The organism is Citrobacter sp. Ce104, from assembly GCF_030334595.1.
GTDB classification, from domain to species: Bacteria; Pseudomonadota; Gammaproteobacteria; order Enterobacterales; family Enterobacteriaceae; genus Citrobacter; species Citrobacter europaeus.
Genome location: NZ_JAOWDP010000068.1, coordinates 350,746 through 370,166, shown reverse-complemented (window position 1 = coordinate 370,166; position 19,421 = coordinate 350,746). Strand labels below are relative to the sequence as shown.

The 19,421-nt window shown below is 53.8% G+C and carries 20 protein-coding genes; 6 read left to right on the top strand and 14 right to left on the bottom strand.

Going from position 1 to position 19,421, the window contains the following annotated elements; translation table 11 throughout:
• Window positions 1–2 precede the first annotated feature (2 nt).
• Together dapE and OGW16_RS20130 are read left to right on the top strand one after the other, a co-directional pair.
• Window positions 3–1,130: a succinyl-diaminopimelate desuccinylase gene (dapE, locus tag OGW16_RS20135; protein ID WP_003037976.1), complete on the top strand. Its 1,128-nt coding sequence runs from the start codon at window positions 3–5 to the stop codon at window positions 1,128–1,130.
• Window positions 1,131–1,157: 27 nt separating this feature from the next.
• Window positions 1,158–1,358 (top strand): YpfN family protein, encoded by a 201-nt coding sequence (locus tag OGW16_RS20130; RefSeq protein ID WP_003835080.1) that lies wholly within the window; start codon window positions 1,158–1,160, stop codon window positions 1,356–1,358.
• Window positions 1,359–1,406: 48 nt separating this feature from the next.
• On the opposite strand, the gene ypfH is transcribed toward OGW16_RS20130, so the two are convergent.
• From ypfH to dapA, 6 genes are all read right to left on the bottom strand, one after another.
• Window positions 1,407–2,105 (bottom strand): esterase, encoded by a 699-nt coding sequence (gene ypfH / locus OGW16_RS20125; RefSeq protein ID WP_047409580.1) that lies wholly within the window; start codon window positions 2,103–2,105, stop codon window positions 1,407–1,409.
• A gap of 73 nt (window positions 2,106–2,178) precedes the next feature.
• Window positions 2,179–4,194 carry a tRNA(Met) cytidine acetyltransferase TmcA gene (locus tag OGW16_RS20120; protein WP_286518726.1) on the bottom strand — a complete coding sequence of 672 codons (2,016 nt, stop codon included), beginning with the start codon at window positions 4,192–4,194 and terminating at the stop codon, window positions 2,179–2,181.
• A gap of 15 nt (window positions 4,195–4,209) precedes the next feature.
• Window positions 4,210–5,076, bottom strand: a complete 867-nt coding sequence (gene ypfJ, locus OGW16_RS20115) for a KPN_02809 family neutral zinc metallopeptidase (RefSeq protein WP_005121887.1) — start codon at window positions 5,074–5,076, stop codon at window positions 4,210–4,212.
• Window positions 5,077–5,205: 129 nt separating this feature from the next.
• Complete coding sequence (gene purC / locus OGW16_RS20110) at window positions 5,206–5,919, bottom strand: phosphoribosylaminoimidazolesuccinocarboxamide synthase (RefSeq protein ID WP_003835086.1); 714 nt, start codon at window positions 5,917–5,919, stop codon at window positions 5,206–5,208.
• Window positions 5,920–6,030: 111 nt separating this feature from the next.
• Window positions 6,031–7,065 carry an outer membrane protein assembly factor BamC gene (bamC, locus tag OGW16_RS20105; protein WP_043017164.1) on the bottom strand — a complete coding sequence of 345 codons (1,035 nt, stop codon included), beginning with the start codon at window positions 7,063–7,065 and terminating at the stop codon, window positions 6,031–6,033.
• A 16-nt stretch (window positions 7,066–7,081) separates the two neighbouring features.
• The gene (gene dapA, locus OGW16_RS20100; RefSeq protein WP_286518725.1) at window positions 7,082–7,960 is read right to left on the bottom strand and encodes a 4-hydroxy-tetrahydrodipicolinate synthase; all 879 of its coding nucleotides are present in this window, start codon (window positions 7,958–7,960) and stop codon (window positions 7,082–7,084) included.
• Window positions 7,961–8,105: 145 nt separating this feature from the next.
• Here dapA and OGW16_RS20095 point away from each other — a divergent pair, with 145 nt between their 5' ends.
• Window positions 8,106–8,678, top strand: coding sequence for a glycine cleavage system transcriptional repressor (locus tag OGW16_RS20095; protein ID WP_043017165.1), 573 nt, complete (start codon window positions 8,106–8,108; stop codon window positions 8,676–8,678).
• Window positions 8,678–9,148, top strand: a complete 471-nt coding sequence (bcp, locus tag OGW16_RS20090; protein ID WP_003835095.1) for a thioredoxin-dependent thiol peroxidase — start codon at window positions 8,678–8,680, stop codon at window positions 9,146–9,148. The genes OGW16_RS20095 and bcp overlap by 1 nt, the downstream gene beginning before the upstream one ends.
• A gap of 115 nt (window positions 9,149–9,263) precedes the next feature.
• Here the strand turns inward: bcp and iadA are convergent, their stop codons facing one another.
• The 4 genes from iadA to OGW16_RS20070 form a co-directional block, all read right to left on the bottom strand.
• The gene (gene iadA / locus OGW16_RS20085; protein WP_200000996.1) at window positions 9,264–10,427 is read right to left on the bottom strand and encodes a beta-aspartyl-peptidase; all 1,164 of its coding nucleotides are present in this window, start codon (window positions 10,425–10,427) and stop codon (window positions 9,264–9,266) included.
• A gap of 11 nt (window positions 10,428–10,438) precedes the next feature.
• Window positions 10,439–10,900 carry a YjiG family protein gene (locus tag OGW16_RS20080; RefSeq protein ID WP_003037948.1) on the bottom strand — a complete coding sequence of 154 codons (462 nt, stop codon included), beginning with the start codon at window positions 10,898–10,900 and terminating at the stop codon, window positions 10,439–10,441.
• A 1-nt stretch (window position 10,901) separates the two neighbouring features.
• Complete coding sequence (locus OGW16_RS20075) at window positions 10,902–11,561, bottom strand: nucleoside recognition domain-containing protein (RefSeq protein ID WP_047409568.1); 660 nt, start codon at window positions 11,559–11,561, stop codon at window positions 10,902–10,904.
• Between the two features lie 166 nt (window positions 11,562–11,727).
• Window positions 11,728–12,792, bottom strand: a complete 1,065-nt coding sequence (locus tag OGW16_RS20070; protein ID WP_006683504.1) for an AI-2E family transporter — start codon at window positions 12,790–12,792, stop codon at window positions 11,728–11,730.
• A gap of 226 nt (window positions 12,793–13,018) precedes the next feature.
• On the opposite strand from OGW16_RS20070, the gene bepA reads away from it, so the two are divergent.
• Entirely contained in the window at window positions 13,019–14,482 is a 1,464-nt protein-coding gene (bepA, locus tag OGW16_RS20065; RefSeq protein ID WP_043017169.1) for a beta-barrel assembly-enhancing protease, read from the top strand.
• 11 nt (window positions 14,483–14,493) lie between these two features.
• Entirely contained in the window at window positions 14,494–14,853 is a 360-nt protein-coding gene (gene arsC, locus OGW16_RS20060) for an arsenate reductase (glutaredoxin) (RefSeq protein WP_047409559.1), read from the top strand.
• A 35-nt stretch (window positions 14,854–14,888) separates the two neighbouring features.
• Here the strand turns inward: arsC and OGW16_RS20055 are convergent, their stop codons facing one another.
• From OGW16_RS20055 to OGW16_RS20040, 4 genes are all read right to left on the bottom strand, one after another.
• A complete protein-coding gene (locus OGW16_RS20055; protein ID WP_211924219.1) occupies window positions 14,889–15,590 on the bottom strand; it encodes a DnaA inactivator Hda in 702 nt (233 codons plus the stop codon).
• Between the two features lie 95 nt (window positions 15,591–15,685).
• On the bottom strand, window positions 15,686–16,975 hold the full coding sequence (uraA, locus tag OGW16_RS20050) for a uracil permease (protein WP_181634431.1): 1,290 nt from the start codon (window positions 16,973–16,975) through the stop codon (window positions 15,686–15,688).
• A gap of 95 nt (window positions 16,976–17,070) precedes the next feature.
• The gene (upp, locus tag OGW16_RS20045; RefSeq protein ID WP_003835110.1) at window positions 17,071–17,697 is read right to left on the bottom strand and encodes a uracil phosphoribosyltransferase; all 627 of its coding nucleotides are present in this window, start codon (window positions 17,695–17,697) and stop codon (window positions 17,071–17,073) included.
• Between the two features lie 183 nt (window positions 17,698–17,880).
• Window positions 17,881–19,311: a 6-phospho-beta-glucosidase gene (locus OGW16_RS20040; RefSeq protein WP_087050914.1), complete on the bottom strand. Its 1,431-nt coding sequence runs from the start codon at window positions 19,309–19,311 to the stop codon at window positions 17,881–17,883.
• Window positions 19,312–19,421 lie beyond the last annotated feature (110 nt).

Below are 19,421 nucleotides of genomic sequence, written 5' to 3'. Positions count from 1 at the left end.
CTATGTCGTGCCCGGTTATTGAGCTGACACAGCAGCTTATTCGCCGTCCTTCCCTGAGCCCGGATGATGCCGGGTGCCAGGCGTTAATGATTGAACGCCTGCGCGCGGTAGGTTTTACCGTTGAGCGTATGGATTTTGGTGACACACAGAATTTTTGGGCATGGCGCGGTAAAGGTGAGACTCTGGCATTTGCCGGTCACACTGACGTAGTGCCTGCTGGCGATGTTGATCGTTGGATTAACCCCCCGTTCGAACCGACCATTCGCGATGGCATGTTGTTCGGGCGTGGCGCAGCGGATATGAAAGGTTCGCTGGCGGCGATGGTCGTGGCCGCAGAGCGTTTTGTTGCCCAGCATCCAAACCATCAGGGTCGTCTGGCGTTTTTGATAACGTCCGACGAGGAAGCCAGCGCTAAAAACGGCACCGTGAAGGTAGTTGAAGCGCTGATGGCGCGTAATGAGCGACTGGATTATTGTCTGGTTGGCGAGCCGTCCAGTACGGAGATCGTTGGCGACGTGGTGAAAAATGGACGTCGCGGTTCACTGACCTGCAACCTGACCATTCACGGCGTGCAGGGCCACGTAGCCTATCCGCATCTGGCCGATAACCCGGTACACCGCGCGGCGCCAATGCTCAACGAACTGGTGGCGATTGAGTGGGATCAGGGTAACGAATTCTTCCCGGCGACCAGCATGCAGATTGCCAATATTCAGGCAGGTACCGGCAGCAACAACGTTATCCCGGGCGAACTGTTTATCCAGTTCAACTTCCGCTTCAGCACTGAGCTGACCGATGAGATGATTAAAGCACGAGTTCACGCGCTGTTGGAGAAACATCAGCTCCGTTATACCGTCGACTGGTGGCTTTCCGGTCAGCCTTTCCTGACAGAACGCGGTAAACTGGTTGATGCGGTGGTGAACGCCATTGAGCACTATAATGAGATTAAACCGCAGTTACTGACTACAGGCGGGACGTCCGACGGGCGTTTTATTGCTCGCATGGGGGCGCAGGTAGTAGAACTTGGGCCGGTCAACGCCACTATTCATAAAATTAATGAATGTGTTAATGCCGCCGACCTGCAGCTGCTTGCCCGAATGTATCAACGTATCATGGAACAACTCGTCGCCTGATGAGTGTTCCTGTAAGAGGAAATGAGCATGGATTGGCTGGCAAAGTACTGGTGGATTCTGGTGTTGGTGTTTTTGGTAGGCGTACTGCTGAACGTGATTAAAGATCTCAAGCGCGTCGACCACAAGAAATTTCTTGCGAATAAGCCGGAACTTCCCCCGCATCGTGACTTTAACGATAAATGGGATGACGACGACGATTGGCCGAATAAGGATCAACCGAAGAAATAAGCCAACGTGAGCCGGATGGTGGTTTCGCATCACCATCCGGACTACGGGTTAAATCATCTCAATCACATCATCATCGTGAGGCTTACCACCGCTCAGCGCTTCATCAAAGTAGTGCTTCGGTACGGTAAAACGCAAATGATCGAGCGCAAACTGCATGCTGCGTTCATCAATGGCGTGCCCCAGATTTTCAACGATATCCAGCGTCACATCCCCACCGGCGCGAATTAACGCCTCCTGCGCGGCAACGGCGTGAGATAACTCAATCACCCGGTCTTCACCGCCGTGAATCAAGTGCACCGTAGTCGCAGTGGTTGCCGTCTCCGGTAAAGTGGCATAGCGACCATTGAAGGCAATGACCCGCGACGCCAGCCCCGGCTCGGCTTTGATGCTCTCAAGCGACATAATAGAACCCTGAGAAAAACCAATCAGCGCGGTAGCCTGCGGTGAAACGCCGCTTTGCTTCTGCCAGTAACGCACTGTTTCGATAAACACTGGCATAATCGCGTCAATACGCGCCTGGCGGTTCTCTTCCGTTACGCCCTGCACCGAAAACCACTGACGTCCAGAAGTTGTACCGTAAGGCTCTGCCCCGCCAATGCTAACGATTAGCGCATCCGGAAACAGCGGCGCAAACCAGGAGCCAATTTCCCCCATGGCAACCGGGTTATCGCCGACGCCATGAAACAGCAACAATAGCTGTTGAGCGGGTTTATCGGGACTTTGAACAACAAAATGGTCATGTTTCATGGCGATCTCCTTAACTGATGAGAATCATTCTACGCCGCTTAACCGCAATGACCATGCCAGGAAATTGAAGAAGTTAGTGAAAAAATTGCCATTGCATAATGCGATTATGTAGCCGCTGTTCACGTTCAGCGTCCAGCTGTTTTAAGGCCTGCGCAGCCTCAGCGCGCTGAACCGCCAGCAGCGCTTTGCGACCTGAGATCTTCAGCCGTTGGCATAATTCGGCGTCGCTGTGTTTAGCCTGTAAACGCCCGCGAAGCGCCGGAAGAGGCAGTTCGCTGTGCTCAAGCAGACGACTCAGACAGCCCAGCGATGTCAGCAATGGTCGATGCGCGAAGGCAAACCCAGCCAGCTCAGCCCAGTCATCCTCATTAAGCGTAGCCTCTTTCAGCGGGGTCAGCGGAATGTGCTCTCCATTCCACTGCGCAAGAATTTCCGCATCCCTGCGCAGGCGCTGGTGTTCCCGCTGGGCAAGGCGTTTACCCGCTTCGCTGATGGGAAGTATCGCCATAGCGGTGTAACAGCCGCTGCTGGCTTCCCGATGATTGCCCATCCGTACCAGCACAAAACCGCAGCGTTGCCAGAAACGCCATAGTTCAGCCGTATAACCAAAGCTGACGGACAGATAATCACACTGCATGGAATAACGCAGGGCCTGCATAATCAACTGCTGCCCGATACCTTCTCGCTGGCGCGAGGGATGAACCGCAATTCGGCTAACCCGTCGCCCGACAAGCGTCGCCGCCAACGGGTCACCGCCATGCGCCGCCAGTGACTGTGCAACCAGATTGCCTCTTGGTCGGCGATATCCGGCCCAGACGGCCTGGCTTAATTCTGCGGTTAATCCCCCCTCATCGACCAGCCAGACGGCTCCCGCCACCGAGTCAGCAGCCGAAGCCTGAAGGAAATGCTGCCCTGGCGCATCCATCATCCGCCGCAGGTCCAGTGGCGAGGTGCGATAATGCGCCCCGGAAAGCAGTTGATATACCGCTAACGGCAGCGCCGGGTTTGTATGCCAGGCGCGTTGCTCAAACGCCGAGAAGTGCAAATCCCCCAATGGGGTATGCGTGAACGTTTCATCATCAAACACCAGCGCATCGCTGACGATTTGCTCCAGCGGACATCCCTGCGCCCAGCGTACAGGTTGTTGCAACTCATAGCGTCGAAGATTGGGGAAGCGGGCGCAGAATTTCAGCAAGAAGCCTCTGCCAGTCCCCTCGTAGCCCTGAACGGTGGTGGTTAACAGTGTACGAGGAAAACGCGCCACCAGTTGGTGCAGCAGCGGCGCGGGGATCGCGGCGGCTTCATCTACAATCAGCCAGTCTGCGGTTGCAGAACTGCTTAACAGCGCATCCGGGGCCATGAAGCGGTAACGCTCTGCGGCAAATTGCGCCAGCACATCGGTTGCCGCTTTGGCAGGCGCGGTAACAATCGCTGTCCCGTTGATACGTGCTATCAGTTGCCCCGCCAGCGCGGATTTGCCCCGGCCACGTGCGGCAGTGACCGCAACCACGCCGGGAGGCATCTCCAGCAACTGCGCTAAAATCAGCGCCTGTTCAGGCTGAGGTTCACCGGTTGCCGCGTGCCAGTCTGCACGAACAGGAAAACCTGGGCTGGATGCAGGCAGATGCTGTTGCCAGTGCAGAGCCTGTCCATCACGGGAAATCACCCGTTTGACGTGTTCAACAAAATGCGGCGTTGGAATCGGGTCTGCGCAGTCGCTCCAGCGCAGTGAATCCGCGTCCGGATAGGTCTGCCAGCTATGCCAGGGTGGAGTAAGCAAAACCAGCCAGCTTCCGGCAATCAGCGTTCCGCTTAAGGCGGCAAATGCCGCAGCGTCAAATCCCTGCCCTGCGTCAAAAACCGCATGACGGAACTCGCGCCCCAGTAACGTTTGCAGCGCCTGCGGCGTGCAGTTCGGCTCAGCAGGGGCTTGCGCCCCTACCCATAGCCAGTCGCCGGGTAACATGTTGCATAGCGCTAATGCCCGCTCCCGACACCAGTTCCCTTCGCCGCTGATAATCAGCAGACGACGGATCCCTTCGCGGCTCATCTGTTCGGTTAACGCGCTCAGCGCCGTGATATCAGACATCCCTGCCTCTGTATCTTAAATGCCTTTACCAAAAGTATTACATTGTCCCGGATCGCCGCTGTCAAAACCGCGTTTGAACCAGGTAAAACGCTGCTCGGAAGTACCATGGGTAAAGCTGTCCGGCACAACGCGTCCTTGTCCCTGCTGCTGCAGGCGATCGTCGCCAATGGCCTGAGCGGCGTTCAGCGCTTCTTCCAGGTCACCGGACTCCAGCACGCCCTGCTGCTGCATACTGTGGCCCCAGACGCCGGCAAAGCAGTCCGCCTGCAGTTCCATACGCACGGAAAGACGATTTACCTCAGCCTGTGAGGCATTCTGCTGCATCTGGCGAACTTTCGGTTCAATACCCAGCAGTTTCTGCACATGGTGACCCACTTCATGGGCGATAACATAACCCTGAGCAAAATCACCATCGGCGCCCAGTTTGTTTTTCATGTCATCATAGAATGAGAGGTCGATATATACCGTGCCATCTGCCGGGCAATAAAACGGTCCCATCACGGACTGGCCCGCGCCGCAGCCGGTTCGCGTTGCTCCGCGATACATCACCAGCTTCGGTTGTTGGTAGGTCCGCCCCATTTTTTCAAACTGCTGTCCCCAGGTATCTTCCGTGGTGGCCAAAATTACCGAGGTAAATTTCGCTGCTTCATCATCATTTGGGCTGATGGAGTGTGATGATTGCTGTTGGGAAACAGGCTGACCGGTCATTAATCCGGTGAGATCCACGCCATAATAACCTGCGACAAGCACCACGATCAGCAGGATGATGCCGCCTTTACCACTGGGCAAACGAAAACCAGGGCCGCCCATAGAGGGGCCACCGCCGGAGCTGTTTCGTCTGTCTTCCACATTGTCACTTTCACGACGCCCTTGCCAGCGCATAATCACCTCAACTTTTTATTCATTATGATGATGATCGTAGGCGGTTCGGAACAGGATTACCATAAGAAACAGTAATCAAAATCAGCGGGATTGATGAGCCGGAGAGCGATCGCCGGCTCAGAGGGAGGATTAGTCTAACTTCACACCCAGACGATGCGCGACGGCTTCATAGGCTTCGATCAGCCCGCCCAGGCTCTGGCGGAAGCGATCTTTGTCCATTTTATCCAGCGTTTCTTTGTCCCACAGACGACTGCCGTCCGGTGAAAACTCATCGCCCAGAACCACTTCACCTTTATACAAACCGAACTCAAGTTTGAAGTCGACCAGAATCAGACCCGCATCATCAAACATCTTTTTCAGCACGTCGTTGGCTTTGTAGGTCAGCTCTTTCATACGCGCCAGATTCTCTTTGCTCACCCAACCAAAAGTTTCGCAATAGGAATCGTTAATCATTGGATCGTGCATAGCATCGTTTTTCAGGAACAGATCAAACAGCGGCGGATTCAGTTCAATACCTTCCTCAACGCCTAAACGCTTAACCAGTGAGCCTGCCGCGCGGTTACGTACCACACATTCAACCGGTACCATCTCCAGTTTTTTCACCAGACATTCAGTATCGGAAAGCAGTCGCTCCATCTGGGTAGGAATGCCCGCTTCTTGCAGTTTAGTCATAATGAAATGGTTGAACTTGTTGTTCACCATGCCTTTACGGTCAAACTGTTCAATGCGCGCGCCATCCCCTGCTGACGTATCATTGCGGAATTCGAGCACCAACAGGTCCGGGTTTTCCGTGCTGTATACGGTCTTCGCTTTACCACGATACAACTCAGCTTGCTTTTGCATCTTTATTACTCCTGGGTGTGAATTAACGATAAATATTGCGTTTTTCTGCCGACGCACACGTTTGCGTATCATATCAGAAAAAAAGGGCTGGAGTTATCCAGCCCTTTATTTTTACTTACTGAACGCGGCCTGGAAGACGGCGACCAGCGCGTCGTTCTGGCTTTGCGTCAGGGTATGCCCCTTCGGATCGATAAACTGCAAACTACTGCGGTTGTCTAAATCACCAACCTGCAGTTTGTAGTCGCCGGATACCAGACCCGGATCGCTTGCGCCCAACTCCTGCCAGTTGCTATCGGACAGTGGTTTGTAGGTGACGGCGATGCTGCCCTGAGAGCGGGTGCTGTCGGTCACTTTCATCCCCACTTTCTCAAGCGCTGCCGGCAGACGCTGCCATACCACGTTGAACGGTCCACGTACCACCAGCATCGGTAAACCGGTGTCATCGGCGGCGCTCTGAACATCCATGGTGGCTGCCGAGCGGTTTTGCGCGGCATTCGCGGCGTCGGTGGCGTTCTTATCCAGACCAGCAGAGATAACGTTCATCATCTCAGCGCTGTAACGCTGCATTGATGCCGCATCGGCTACGGGTTTACCCGCCTGCTCGAGGTTAATCAGTTTCACCGTTACCGCTTGCTGATAGCCCTGCGGTTTAACCGAGATTTGATAACGTCCACGGTACTGCTCGTCTTCATCCAGACGGTTCCAGTTAACCCAATCGGTGGTCAAAGTCTGACTGGCATCATCACGTTTGGTGATCGTGTAGTTTTTAGACTGAATGACGCTAACGACCTGTGGCCACAACGTGTTTCCACGACCATTTTCCACCAGCAACGTCGACGTATCACCCGCGATCTGAGTGCGAGCGCCGGTGACAAGTGCTAACGGCTGAGCCGGTGGGCGAATGTCCAGCGCTTTACCCACGGCACCGCTGCCGTTGGTTACCGGGATGTTATAGTCACCCGACATAACCGGCAGAATCATTCCGGCTGGAGCGTGAAGCTCAGCAAGCGGTGCGGCCTCCAGATAGGATTCATCACCGCTCACCTGGCGCTTATAACGCGAGTCAGAACTACAGGCCGCGAGCAACATAACAAGCGAAACACCCGCAACCTTGGCCAGGCGCGACTTTTGTACTGAGTAAGCCATCAAATCTCCCTAAACTTTACAGCAAACCGGCATGCTTAAGCGCCGCTTTGACGATTTCACGAGCATTGTCCGTGATTGGCGTCATCGGCAGACGTAGCGTATCGGTCGCCACAAGTCCCAACTCCTTACACGCCCATTTCACTGGGATAGGATTGGGTTCGACAAATAGTTTGTTGTGTAACGGCATCAGACGCTGGTTAATCACCCACGCCTCGGCAAAGTGTCCGGCTGCCGCCAGTTTGCACATTTCAGCCATGTCACGCGCCGCAACGTTAGACGTTACGGAAATCACGCCATGACCACCGAGCTGCATAAAATCCAGTCCGGTTGCGTCATCACCGCTGAGCAGAATGAAGTCGTCTGAAACCAGCTCTTTGATCTGGTGAACGCGACTTAAGTTCCCCGTGGCCTCTTTAATAGCGATAATATTTTTTACTTTCGCCAGGCGACCAACGGTTTCCGGCAGCATATCGCAGCCGGTACGGGACGGCACATTATACAGAATTTGCGGCAGGTCAGTATGTTCAGCGATGGCTTTGAAATGCTGGAACAAACCTTCCTGGGTTGGGCGGTTGTAGTAAGGCGTCACCGTCAGGCAGCCGACAACACCACTGTCGTTGAAACGCTGCGTCAGACTAATGGCTTCCGCGGTCGCATTGGCGCCGGTTCCGGCTATCACCGGAATACGCCCGTCGGCCAACTCCAGGGTCATCATCACCACATCGCCATGCTCATCATGACTCAGGGTGGCAGACTCACCGGTGGTGCCAACCGAAACGATCGCCGAGGTGCCGCTGGCGACATGATAATCAATCAGTTTTTTCAGGCTCGACCGGCAGACTTTACCTTTCTCATCCATCGGCGTAACAAGCGCGACAATACTTCCCGTGAACATGGGCCATCCTCTGTGCAAACAAGTGTCTCAATGGTACGTTTGGTACGACAATAAAAGCAAGCGACCAGAGCCGTTCTGATTGTTGTATGCATGTTTTTTTTATGCTTTCCTTATGATTACCTCACCGCTCAAAGGAAGAACAGGTTTGACATCGTCATCGCAACACTATCTGGTCATTACTGCGCTGGGTGCTGACCGCCCAGGAATTGTGAACACCATCACGCGTCATGTCAGCAGTTGCGGCTGTAATATCGAAGACAGCCGGTTGGCCATGCTGGGTGACGAGTTCACGTTTATCATGTTGCTGTCGGGCACCTGGAATGCCATTACCCTGATTGAATCAACCTTACCATTGAAAGGTGCAGAGCTGGATTTACTGATCGTGATGAAGCGCACGACCGCGCGCCCCCGTCCGGCGATGCCCGCGACGGTATGGGTTCAAGTCGATGTCCCTGATTCTCCACATTTGATTGAACGCTTTACCGCCCTGTTTGACAGCCACCAAATGAATATTGCGGAACTGGTGTCACGCACGCAACCGGCTGAGAACGGAAAGGCGGCACAGCTGTTTATTCAAATCACCGCACATAGTCCTGCGTCACATGATGCGGCAAATATTGAAGATGCGTTTAAAGCACTCTGTACAGAACTCAATGCGCAAGGCAGTATTAACGTCGTCAATTACTCACAGCATGATGAACAGGATGGAGTTAAGTAATGAACCCACTGAAAGCCGGTGATATCGCACCGAAATTTAGCTTGCCGGATCAAGACGGAGAACAAGTAAATTTAACCGACTTCCAGGGACAGCGTGTTCTGGTTTATTTTTACCCAAAAGCCATGACACCCGGCTGTACCGTTCAGGCCTGCGGCCTGCGCGATAACATGGATGAGTTAAAAAAAGCAGGTGTTGAAGTGCTGGGAATCAGCACCGATAAACCAGAGAAGCTTTCCCGATTCGCGGAAAAAGAAGTTCTTAACTTCACGCTCTTGTCCGACGAAGATCATCAGGTTTGCGAGCAGTTCGGCGTCTGGGGTGAGAAATCGTTTATGGGCAAAACCTACGATGGCATCCACCGCATCAGCTTCCTGATTGATGCTGAAGGGAAAATTGAGCATGTGTTTGATGACTTCAAAACCAGTAACCACCACGATGTGGTAATGAACTGGCTGAAAGAGAACGCTTGATTTACGTTTTGCCGGATAAAGCCTGATGGCGACGCTACGCGTCTTATCAGGCCTGTTTCCGCGCAACCCGCAGGCCGGATAAGGCATTTACGCCGCTATCCGGCATCAACCTCGTTTATTCAAACGTCCCTTTTACGCAGGCTTTTTTCTCCCTGACCACGGCTTTTCCCTTCGCCCACAGGTGATGAACCTCCAGCGCGTCGTTGAGCACCAGAATGTCTGCATCACATCCCACCGCCAGACGCCCCTTATGCTCCAGTCCCAAAAACTCTGCGACCGTACGCGTCAGCGGACACAGCGCCTGCTCCAGCGGTATGGCATGAACCTTCACCAACTGGCGCACCGTTTCTGCCAGCGATTCAAACCCTGCGACACCGATGCCGGTGAGGTTACCGTACTCATCAAATTCCGGCTGGCTGCCGTTGCCGTCTGAGCTCAGCGTAATACGCGACAGCGGCACGTTCTGGCTAAGCGCCGTGGCGATTGCCGTGGCCGGGTCGACGGGCTCATCAATACTGCTGGTAATGTCGATATAACCGCCTTTGCGGGCATACTCCAACGCCGCCTGGAACAACGGTTGTGCACGATTAACGTGGGTCGGCAGCAGTTTGGTAATCGGCACATCGCAACAGTCGAGGATCTGGTACAACGGCTCCAGCATGCGTGGGCTGTCGCCCATATGGAAGACGCTGATTCCCGGTTTTCGCCCTAACAATCCACCCACGCGCGCTTGCGCCGCCATGTTTGCCAGCGCCGAAGAATCCGGAGCGGAAGAACGGTGGTCCGAAACCGCGCATTTCACGCCAATAATTTTATCGATCAGCGCCACGTCGCGATCGATGCTGCCGGTAATAGTCGGGGAAGGTAGAGAATACGCCCCGGTCAGCATCCACGCGCTAATGCCTTCAAATTCCAGCGCGCGGGTTTTCGCCAGCAGCGATTCCGGGTGACGGGTAATACCATCAGTACCCAGTAATCCCACCACCGAGGTGACGCCAGCTTCAACCAGCCGCGACAAGCGCACTTCCGGCGTGCGGGTGTGCGGCCCCGCTTCTCCACCGCCGCCAATCAGATGGACGTGTTGATCGATAAACCCCGGACACACAATCGCGCCGTCAAGATTGATGCACGTGCAGCCGGGAAAATCTTCAGGGGAAATCAACGGCGCGATGGCAACAATTTTGCTGCCGGACACCAGTATGTCCTGGCGCCCTAAATCTTCCGGCGCGTACACGTGTCCCTGCTGGAACAACGTCAAATTAAGAATGGAACAGTTCATAACCTTCCTTGTCAGGCAATAACCTGCATAACCCAAATAGAGAGCAGCGCATTAATTACGCATACCGCAATAATCAGCGGGTAGTAACGGGGATGAACCCCCGCGGTCCCCAGACAGCGTCCCACATTTTGCACCGGATTGCCCATCAGGTAGATAGCCGGTAACAATACCGTGGCATCATGTCCCGAAAGCGTACCGGCGACAACCAGGCTGGCGCAAACGCCGACGCCGCCTCCCATACTCATCACCGCCGCCAGCAGCACGGTGGCAGATTCCCCCGGCAAGCCCCACAGCGCCATAACCGGCTCACATACCCGCCCGACAATCTCGAGCAGCCCCGTCACCTTCAGCGCCTGAATAATTACAAACGCCATCACCACGTTAGGCAACAGGCTGGTCGTTGCAATAGTAAATCCGCGCCGTGCGCCATCGATAAACATATCCATGACGTTTTTACGTACCTGCGTTGTCATCTCACGCCTCCTGCTGCATACGGCGATTTTCCAGCTGCGCAATCCACAAACGCAGCAGGTTCGCACCCACAAATTTGAAGACAAGGATCACCGCAAGCGGCGTAATTACCGGAACGGTAACCACCGTAAACAGCGCAGCGCCAGAGGAAAAATAGTTGGTAATACACGCGCTGCCGCTGGTTTGCCAGCAGGCAAAAATGGCACGTTCCTGTTCAGTGATAATGCCCTCTTCCGCCATTTCTTTGGTCATCCCGGCTGCGGCATCGGTATTTTGCAAATTCGCAATCAACGCCAGCGAACAAATCCCTGGAATACCGAGTAACGGGCGCAAGACAGGCGTCATCAGCTGTTGCGCCGCACGTAAACCTCCCAGCCCTTCAGTGACGGAAATTATCCCGAGCGAAAGAATGACGGAAGGTGCCAGCTCAAGCGCGAATAAGAAGCCATCTTTGGCGCCCATACCGCCCGCGCCGCGAAAAGAGACTGCCGTGTCGCCCGCCGCATTAATCTGCCCAAATGCGCCGTTGAGGACGGTGAAGTCAAAGACCCGCCACCATTCGGTACTTTTCGCAAACATGCCGGAAAAAAGAATAATCGTAATAAAAAAAGCGAGATAACCGCCCCATCCCACCTTTTGCTGCGTGTGTGTGTTGTGACCCATTTTGTTCTCCAGTTGGCCTTATTCCTTGTGTGACTAAAAGACATCACGCAGGTCAAGTTAAAGACAAATGCGGAGAAAAACGACAGCCGAGGAGAATATTCAGAAAGTGTGGATAGAGGTCCGACAAGTTCAGCTCCGGCGACATTGCATCGCCAGAGCATGCGGATTAGGGTTCATCAACGGCCTGACCATCCGGCCAGGCATGCATTACCGCTTTGATTAACGTTGCCAGAGGAATCGCAAAGAATACGCCCCAGAATCCCCACAGGCCGCCGAAGATCACCACCGACAGAATAATCACCAGCGGATGCAGATTTACCGCCTCGGAGAACAGCACCGGCACCAACAGATTACCGTCCAACGCCTGGATAATCAGGTACACGGCAAAACAGCTCCAGAACTCGGTGCCAAGGCCAAACTGGAACAGCGCCACACCGACTACCGGAATCGTCACGACAAAAGCGCCGATATACGGGATCAGCACAGAGAACCCTACCAGCACCGCCAGTAGCAGCGAATAGTTGAGACCAAACAGCAGAAAACCGAGCCAGGTCGCCACGCCGACCACCACCATTTCCAGCACCTTTCCGCGGATATAGTTGGTGATTTGCTGATTCATCTCTTTCCATACCTGCCCCGCCAGCCCGCGATTACGCGGCAGCACCCGGCGCACGGCGTTCAGCATCTGTCCTTTATCTTTGATCAGAAAGAACACCATCAATGGGACGAGAACCAGGTAAACCGCCAGCGTCAGCAAACCGACCAGTGAGGCCAGCGAATATTTCACCACCGAATCACCCATGGTGAGCATTCGCGAGCGCATATTCTCCGCCATCGCATCAATAATGCCCGCATCCATCAGCGCCGGATAACGTCGTGGCAAGGTGGCGGCAAAATCAGACAATTTATTGAGCATGCCGGGCATATCGCGGATCAGGTAGATCCCCTGCTGCCATGCAACGGGCATCACCACAAACGCCATCAGCAGCAAAATACCGACAAACACCACCAGCACGATCGATGTTGCCCAACGCCGTGAACAACCTATATGTTCCAGCCGTACGGTCGGCCATTCAAGCAGGTAAGCCAGCACAATGGCGACCAACAGCGGCGCCAGAAGACCGCTAAAGAAGAACAGGATGCCAAAACCAGCAACCAGAATAATCAGCAAGGCGATGGCTTCGGGGTCGCTAAAGCGGCGGCGATACCATTGCATCAACATTTCGAGCATAAAACCCTTCCATGAACCCAATAGCGGGATTGCGATCCCGAATTGTATCGAAATGTCACAAAAAAGACTTCGCTTTTTATGGCTGATTACGCAAAGTGAAAAGACATTTTTCCTGGGTGTTCATCGTCAGGTTTCGCAGTTACACTCCCTAAGCTTGCGGAGTGTGAACGATACTTCACGGCATTGGTCAAATGGCTATCTCAAAAAAGAATACAGGACAGAGGTTATGTTCAGGCAGTTGAAAAAAAACCTGGTTGCTACCCTCATTGCCGCACTGACCATCGGTCAGGTCGCGCCCGCATTTGCTGATACTGCGGACACCCTGCCTGATATGGGAACCTCGGCAGGGAGCACGCTTTCCATAGGACAGGAAATGCAGATGGGCGATTATTACGTACGCCAGTTGCGCGGCAGTGCGCCATTAATTAACGATCCGTTGCTCACCCAATACATTAATGCGCTGGGGATGCGTCTGGTCTCGCACGCCGACTCGGTAAAAACGCCCTTCACCTTCTTTTTGATTAACAACGATGAAATCAACGCCTTTGCTTTCTTTGGCGGCAACGTTGTCCTGCACTCCGCGTTATTCCGCTATTCCGATAACGAAAGCCAGCTGGCATCGGTTATGGCGCACGAAATTTCCCACGTTACGCAGCGTCACCTGGCGCGTGCTATGGAAGATCAGAAACGCAGCGCGCCGCTAACGTGGGTTGGTGCGTTAGGTTCAATTTTATTGGCGATGGCCAGTCCGCAGGCGGGTATGGCGGCGCTGACCGGTACGCTGGCAGGTACACGTCAGGGGATGATTAGCTTTACGCAGCAAAACGAACAGGAAGCCGACCGCATCGGTATTCAGGTGCTGCAACGCTCGGGTTTCGATCCCCAGGCCATGCCGACGTTTCTGGAAAAACTGCTCGATCAGGCCCGTTACTCTTCGCGTCCACCAGAAATTTTGCTGACTCACCCCCTGCCTGAGAGCCGTCTGTCGGATGCCCGTAACCGCGCCAACCAAATGCGCCCGGTGGTCGTCCAGTCATCAGAAGATTTTTATCTGGCTAAGGCGCGTACCCTGGGCATGTACAATTCTGGTCGCAACCAACTGACCGACGACCTGCTGAGTAACTGGTCGAAAGGCAACGTGCGTGAGCAACGTGCGGCGCAGTATGGTCGGGCATTGCAGGCGATGGAAGCCAGTAAATATGACGAGGCGCGTAAAGCGCTGCAACCGCTGCTGGCGGCAGATCCTAACAATGCCTGGTATCTCGACCTGGCTACGGATATCGATCTCGGTCAGAAGAAAACCAGCGACGCTATTAATCGGTTGAAAAACGCCCGCGACCTGCGCACTAACCCGGTACTGCAGCTCAACCTGGCGAATGCGTATTTACAAGGAGGACAAGCCAAAGAGGCGGCAACCATCCTGAATCGCTATACGTTTAACCATAAGGACGATCCCAACGGCTGGGATCTGTTAGCGCAAACGGAAGCCAACCTGAACAACCGCGATCAGGAACTGGCGGCGCGCGCCGAAGGGTATGCCCTTGCAGGGCGTCTGGATCAGGCGATTTCGATGCTCAGCAGCGCAAGCTCTCAGGTGAAACTGGGTAGCCAGCAGCAGGCCAGATACGATGCCCGTATTGACCAGCTACGCCAGTTGCAAGAGCGCTTTAAACCGTACACGAAAATGTAACAGGAAGAAAAATGTCAGACGCGATCAAAATCTACCATAACCCACGCTGCTCCAAGAGCCGCGAAACGCTGGAATTACTGAAGTCCAACGGCGTGGACCCAGAGGTGGTGTTGTATCTGGAAACGCCGGCTGATGCCGCAACCCTGCGTGAACTGCTGCAGATGCTCAGCATGTCCAGCGCACGTGAACTGATGCGCCAGAAAGAGGATCTCTATAAATCGCTTAACCTGGCGGACAAAAATCTGAGTGAAGATGCGCTAATTCAGGCAATGGTGGAAAACCCGAAACTGATGGAGCGCCCAATTGTGGTCGCCAAAGGCCAGGCGCGGATTGGTCGTCCGCCGGAGCAGGTACTGGAAATCATCGGTTAACCTGCAACCTGCCGCAGTCTTTTAGGCTGCGGCGCTTACAGCTTCAGTATCTCTTTTACGAACGGAATGGTGAGCTTGCGCTGGGCGGTGATCGATGCGTGATCTAACTGATCCAACGTCATAAACAGCGTACGCATTTCCCGATCCAGACGCTTAAGCAGAAAGCGTCCCACATCTTCCGGCAGTTCAAATCCACGAAGTCTGGCGCGTAATTGCAACGCCTGCAGCTTATCTTCATCGGAAAGCGGCTGCAGCTTGTAGATTTGTCCCCAGTCCAGGCGCGAAGCGAGATCCGGCAACCCCAGATTCAGCTGTCTTGGCGGGCGATCGCCGGTGATCAGCAGGCGCGTTTTCCCCGACTCCAGGATACGGTTATAGAGATCAAAGATCGCCATTTCCCACAGCGAATCCCCGGCCACACATTCGATGTTATCGATGCATACCAGCGATAAATGCTCCATCCCGTCGAGCACTTCAGGGACAAACCAGGTGCGTTTATCGAGCGGCACGTAACCTACTGCATCACCGCGCGCGGACAGTTCCGCACAGGCTGCATGCAGCAAATGACTACGGCCAGCGCCTTCGCGCGACCAGAGATAAATATACCCGCTATGTTCCTGACGCAGCACGTTTTGCAGTGCAGCCAGTAAAGAGGAGTTATCCCCCGGCCAGAAACTTGCAAAAGTTTCGTCGTCAGGAAGATAAAGTGGCAAAGAGAGCTGTGCCGGTGTGTTCAGAGATACCTCAACCCAGGATTTCATAAAATCGCGTTGAGTTTAACACAGAAATACGTCGTGATAGAACCGGGCAGCACCGCCGCCCGGTCAGAGATTTACTGTTGTGGACCGTCGGCATCTTCTGCGTCAAGCACGACTTCTTCCGGGCGCAGCAGGCTGATAACTTTGAAAATCAGGCTCAGGCAGACGCCAACAATGGTCGCCAGCGCCATGCCTTTCAGCTCTGCGGCACCAATGTGAACTTTCGCGCCACTTACGCCGATGATCAAAATAACCGAGGTCAGGATCAGGTTTTGCGCTTTGTTGTAGTCAACTTTCGACTCGATCAATACGCGAATACCGGAAGCGCCAATCACGCCGTACAGCAGCAGTGATACGCCCCCCATTACAGGCAGTGGGATGATTTGGATCGCCGCCGCCAGTTTACCCACGCAGGAGAGCAGAATGGCAAAAATCGCCGCGCCGCCGATAACCCAGGTACTGTAAACGCGGGTAATCGCCATTACGCCAATATTTTCGCCGTACGTGGTGTTCGGCGTTGAGCCGAAGAAACCGGAGATAACCGTAGACAGACCGTTAGCAAACATAGAACGATGCAGGCCTGGGTCGCGAATCAAATCTTTTTTCACGATATTCGCCGTTACCACCAGGTGCCCGACGTGTTCAGCGATGACCACCAGCGCTGCTGGCAGGATGGTCAGAATGGCAACCCATTCAAAGCGCGGCGTATAGAACGTTGGCAGCGCGAACCAGTGGGCCTGCGCAATCGGCGTAGTGTCCACGACGCCCATCACGAAAGAGAGCGCATAACCGGCCAGCACCCCAATCAGAATCGGGATAATCGCCATAAAACCGCGGAACAGTACGGAGCCAAATACCGTAACCGCCAGCGTCACCATCGAGATGATGATGGTTTTTGAATCCGGTAATTGCCCCTCAGCAGGCAGTAACCCCGCCATGCCCGCAGCGACGCCAGCCAGCTCCAGACCGATAACGGCAACGATTGCGCCCATCGCCGCAGGCGGGAACATCACATCCAGCCAGCCGGTACCTGCTTTCTTAACGATGAAAGAAACCAGGCAGAACAGGACGCCGCACATAATGAAACCACCCAGTGCCACTTCATATCCTAACGGCAGCAGCAGCAGTACCGGGGAAATAAATGCAAAGCTGGACCCCAGATAGGCTGGGATTTTTCCTTTACAAATAAAGAGATACAGCAACGTACCAATGCCGTTAAACAGCAAAACGGTAGCCGGGTTGATGTGGAACAGGACTGGCACCAGTACCGTTGCGCCAAACATGGCGAACAGGTGCTGCAAACTAAGCGGGATTGTCTGTAAAAGCGGCGGTCTTTCACTCACCCCGATAGCACGGCGCGTCATAGTGTTTTCCTCTGAGTGTTGTTTGTTATTCGCATTGGGTTGTTATATTCAAAAAAAAGCCGACTCTTAAAGTCGGCTTCTTTTCACTTATTCGTTTACTTGGTACCAAAAATCTTATCGCCGGCATCACCAAGCCCCGGAATAATGTATCCGTGCTCGTTCAGTCCCTGATCGATGGAGGCTGTGTACAGCTCAACATCCGGGTGCGCTTTTTCCAGTGCCGCGATACCTTCTGGTGCCGCAACCAGGACCAGCACCTTAATGCTGGTGCAGCCTGCGTTTTTCAGCAGGTCGATGGTAGCGATAACGGAACCGCCAGTCGCCAGCATCGGGTCAACGATCAGCGCCATACGCTCATCGATGTTAGAAACCAGCTTCTGGAAATACGGAACCGGCTCCAGCGTCTCTTCATTGCGGTACATACCGACCACGCTGATACGCGCGCTTGGAACGTTTTCCAGAACGCCTTCCATCATGCCCAGGCCCGCACGCAGGATTGGCACAACGGTGATTTTCTTACCTTTAATTTGGTCAACTTCAACCGGGCCATTCCAGCCTTCAATGGTCACCTTTTCGGTTTCCAGACCAGCGGTTGCTTCATAAGTCAGCAGGCTGCCAACTTCCGAGGCGAGTTCACGAAAGCGTTTAGTGCTGATGTCGTTTTCACGCATCAGTCCCAGCTTGTGTTTGACGAGTGGGTGTTTGACTTCCACGATCTTCATACTCTTCTCCTTTCCTCAGACGAGTGGCAACCACAAAAAAAATCGCCGGATTATACCGCTTTTAGTCTCTGTCGCAACACTGCATGCGCTTGATATGGATCAACCAAAGTCATTTACGTCTGGATGATGAGTATAAAACAAGCCCCGCACTCATGGCGGGGCTTGTTATCAATGCTATGAATTTTAAAGGTATTCAGCATTAGTCTGGATGACGTTTTGATACCATGAAAAAGATTTTTTCGGAGAGCGAGTTAATGTCCCGCTACCGTCATTATTTTTATCAACGTAGATAAACCCGTAGCGTTTTTTCATTTCCCCCGTCCCGGCCGAGACTAAATCAATACAGCCCCACGGGGTATATCCCATCAAATCCACGCCATCTTCCACCACCGCTTTTTTCATCTCACGTATGTGAGCGGCAAGGTAGTCGATACGGTACTGGTCGTTCACCGCACCATCGTTCTCACGCACGTCGATGGCGCCAAATCCATTCTCCACAATAAATAGCGGCAACTGATAATGATCCCAGAACCAATTCAGCGAATAGCGCAGACCGACGGGATCAATCTGCCAGCCCCAGTCCGATTTCTGTACGTACGGGTTGGAAACCAGGCTTTTCGACTCGTCGTAATCCAGCTCAGGGTTGTCCGCCGTTGCCTGCGTCGCGAAAGACATATAGTAGCTAAAGCCGATGTAATCCACGCAGCCCTCGGTCAACGCCTGACAGTCTTCCTCGGTGATATCCAGCTCAAAACCGCGTCGGGCAAAGTAGTTGAGAAGATGCTGCGGGTATTTACCGCGCACATGGACGTCGGTAAACCAGTAACGGCGGTGCATGGCGTTCATCGCCATCATCATATCGTCCGGCGCGCAGGTCAGCGGATAGATAGGACACATGGCGATCATGCACCCTAGTTGCAATTCCGGGTTAATCTCACGTGCGGCCTTTACCGCCAACGCGCTTGCCACCAGTTCATAGTGCGCCGCCTGGTACATGACCGGCTCGCGGTCTTCACCGGGCTGGTATTTCAGACCAGAGTTAGTAAAGGGCGCGAAATCTTCGTGATAATTTGCCTGGTTGTTAATCTCATTAAACGTCATCCAGTACTTTACTTTGTGCTGGTAACGAGTGAAAACCACCCTGGCAAAACGGACAAAGAAATCGATAAGCTTACGGTTGCGCCAGCCGCCATATTCCGTCACCAGATGGTAAGGCATCTCGAAATGCGACAACGTAATCACCGGCTCAATGCCATATTTCAGGCATTCGTCAAACAGGTCATCATAGAACTGCAGGCCAGCTTCATTGGGTTGCGCTTCGTCGCCTAAGGGGAAAATACGCGTCCAGGCGATAGAGGTGCGAAAACATTTAAATCCCATTTCGGCAAACAGCTTAATGTCGTCTTTATAGCGATGATAAAAATCGATGGCGTCATGGTTAGGGTAGTTTTTACCGGCGATCACACCGTCGGTGATTTCACGCGCCACGCCGTGCGCCCCCGCCGTCATGACATCGGCAACGCTGACGCCTTTTCCACCCGCCTGCCAGCCACCTTCCAGTTGATGAGCGGCTACGGCACCACCCCACATGAAATCTGCTTTAAATCCTGACATACCCTTCCCCTATCGTGATGACTCTGCGCAAAACGCTGTAGATGAGGTCCGCAACAGAAAACAGAAACCGGTTTCAGTATGATATTGTGCATTCGGCTGGCAGGTTTCAA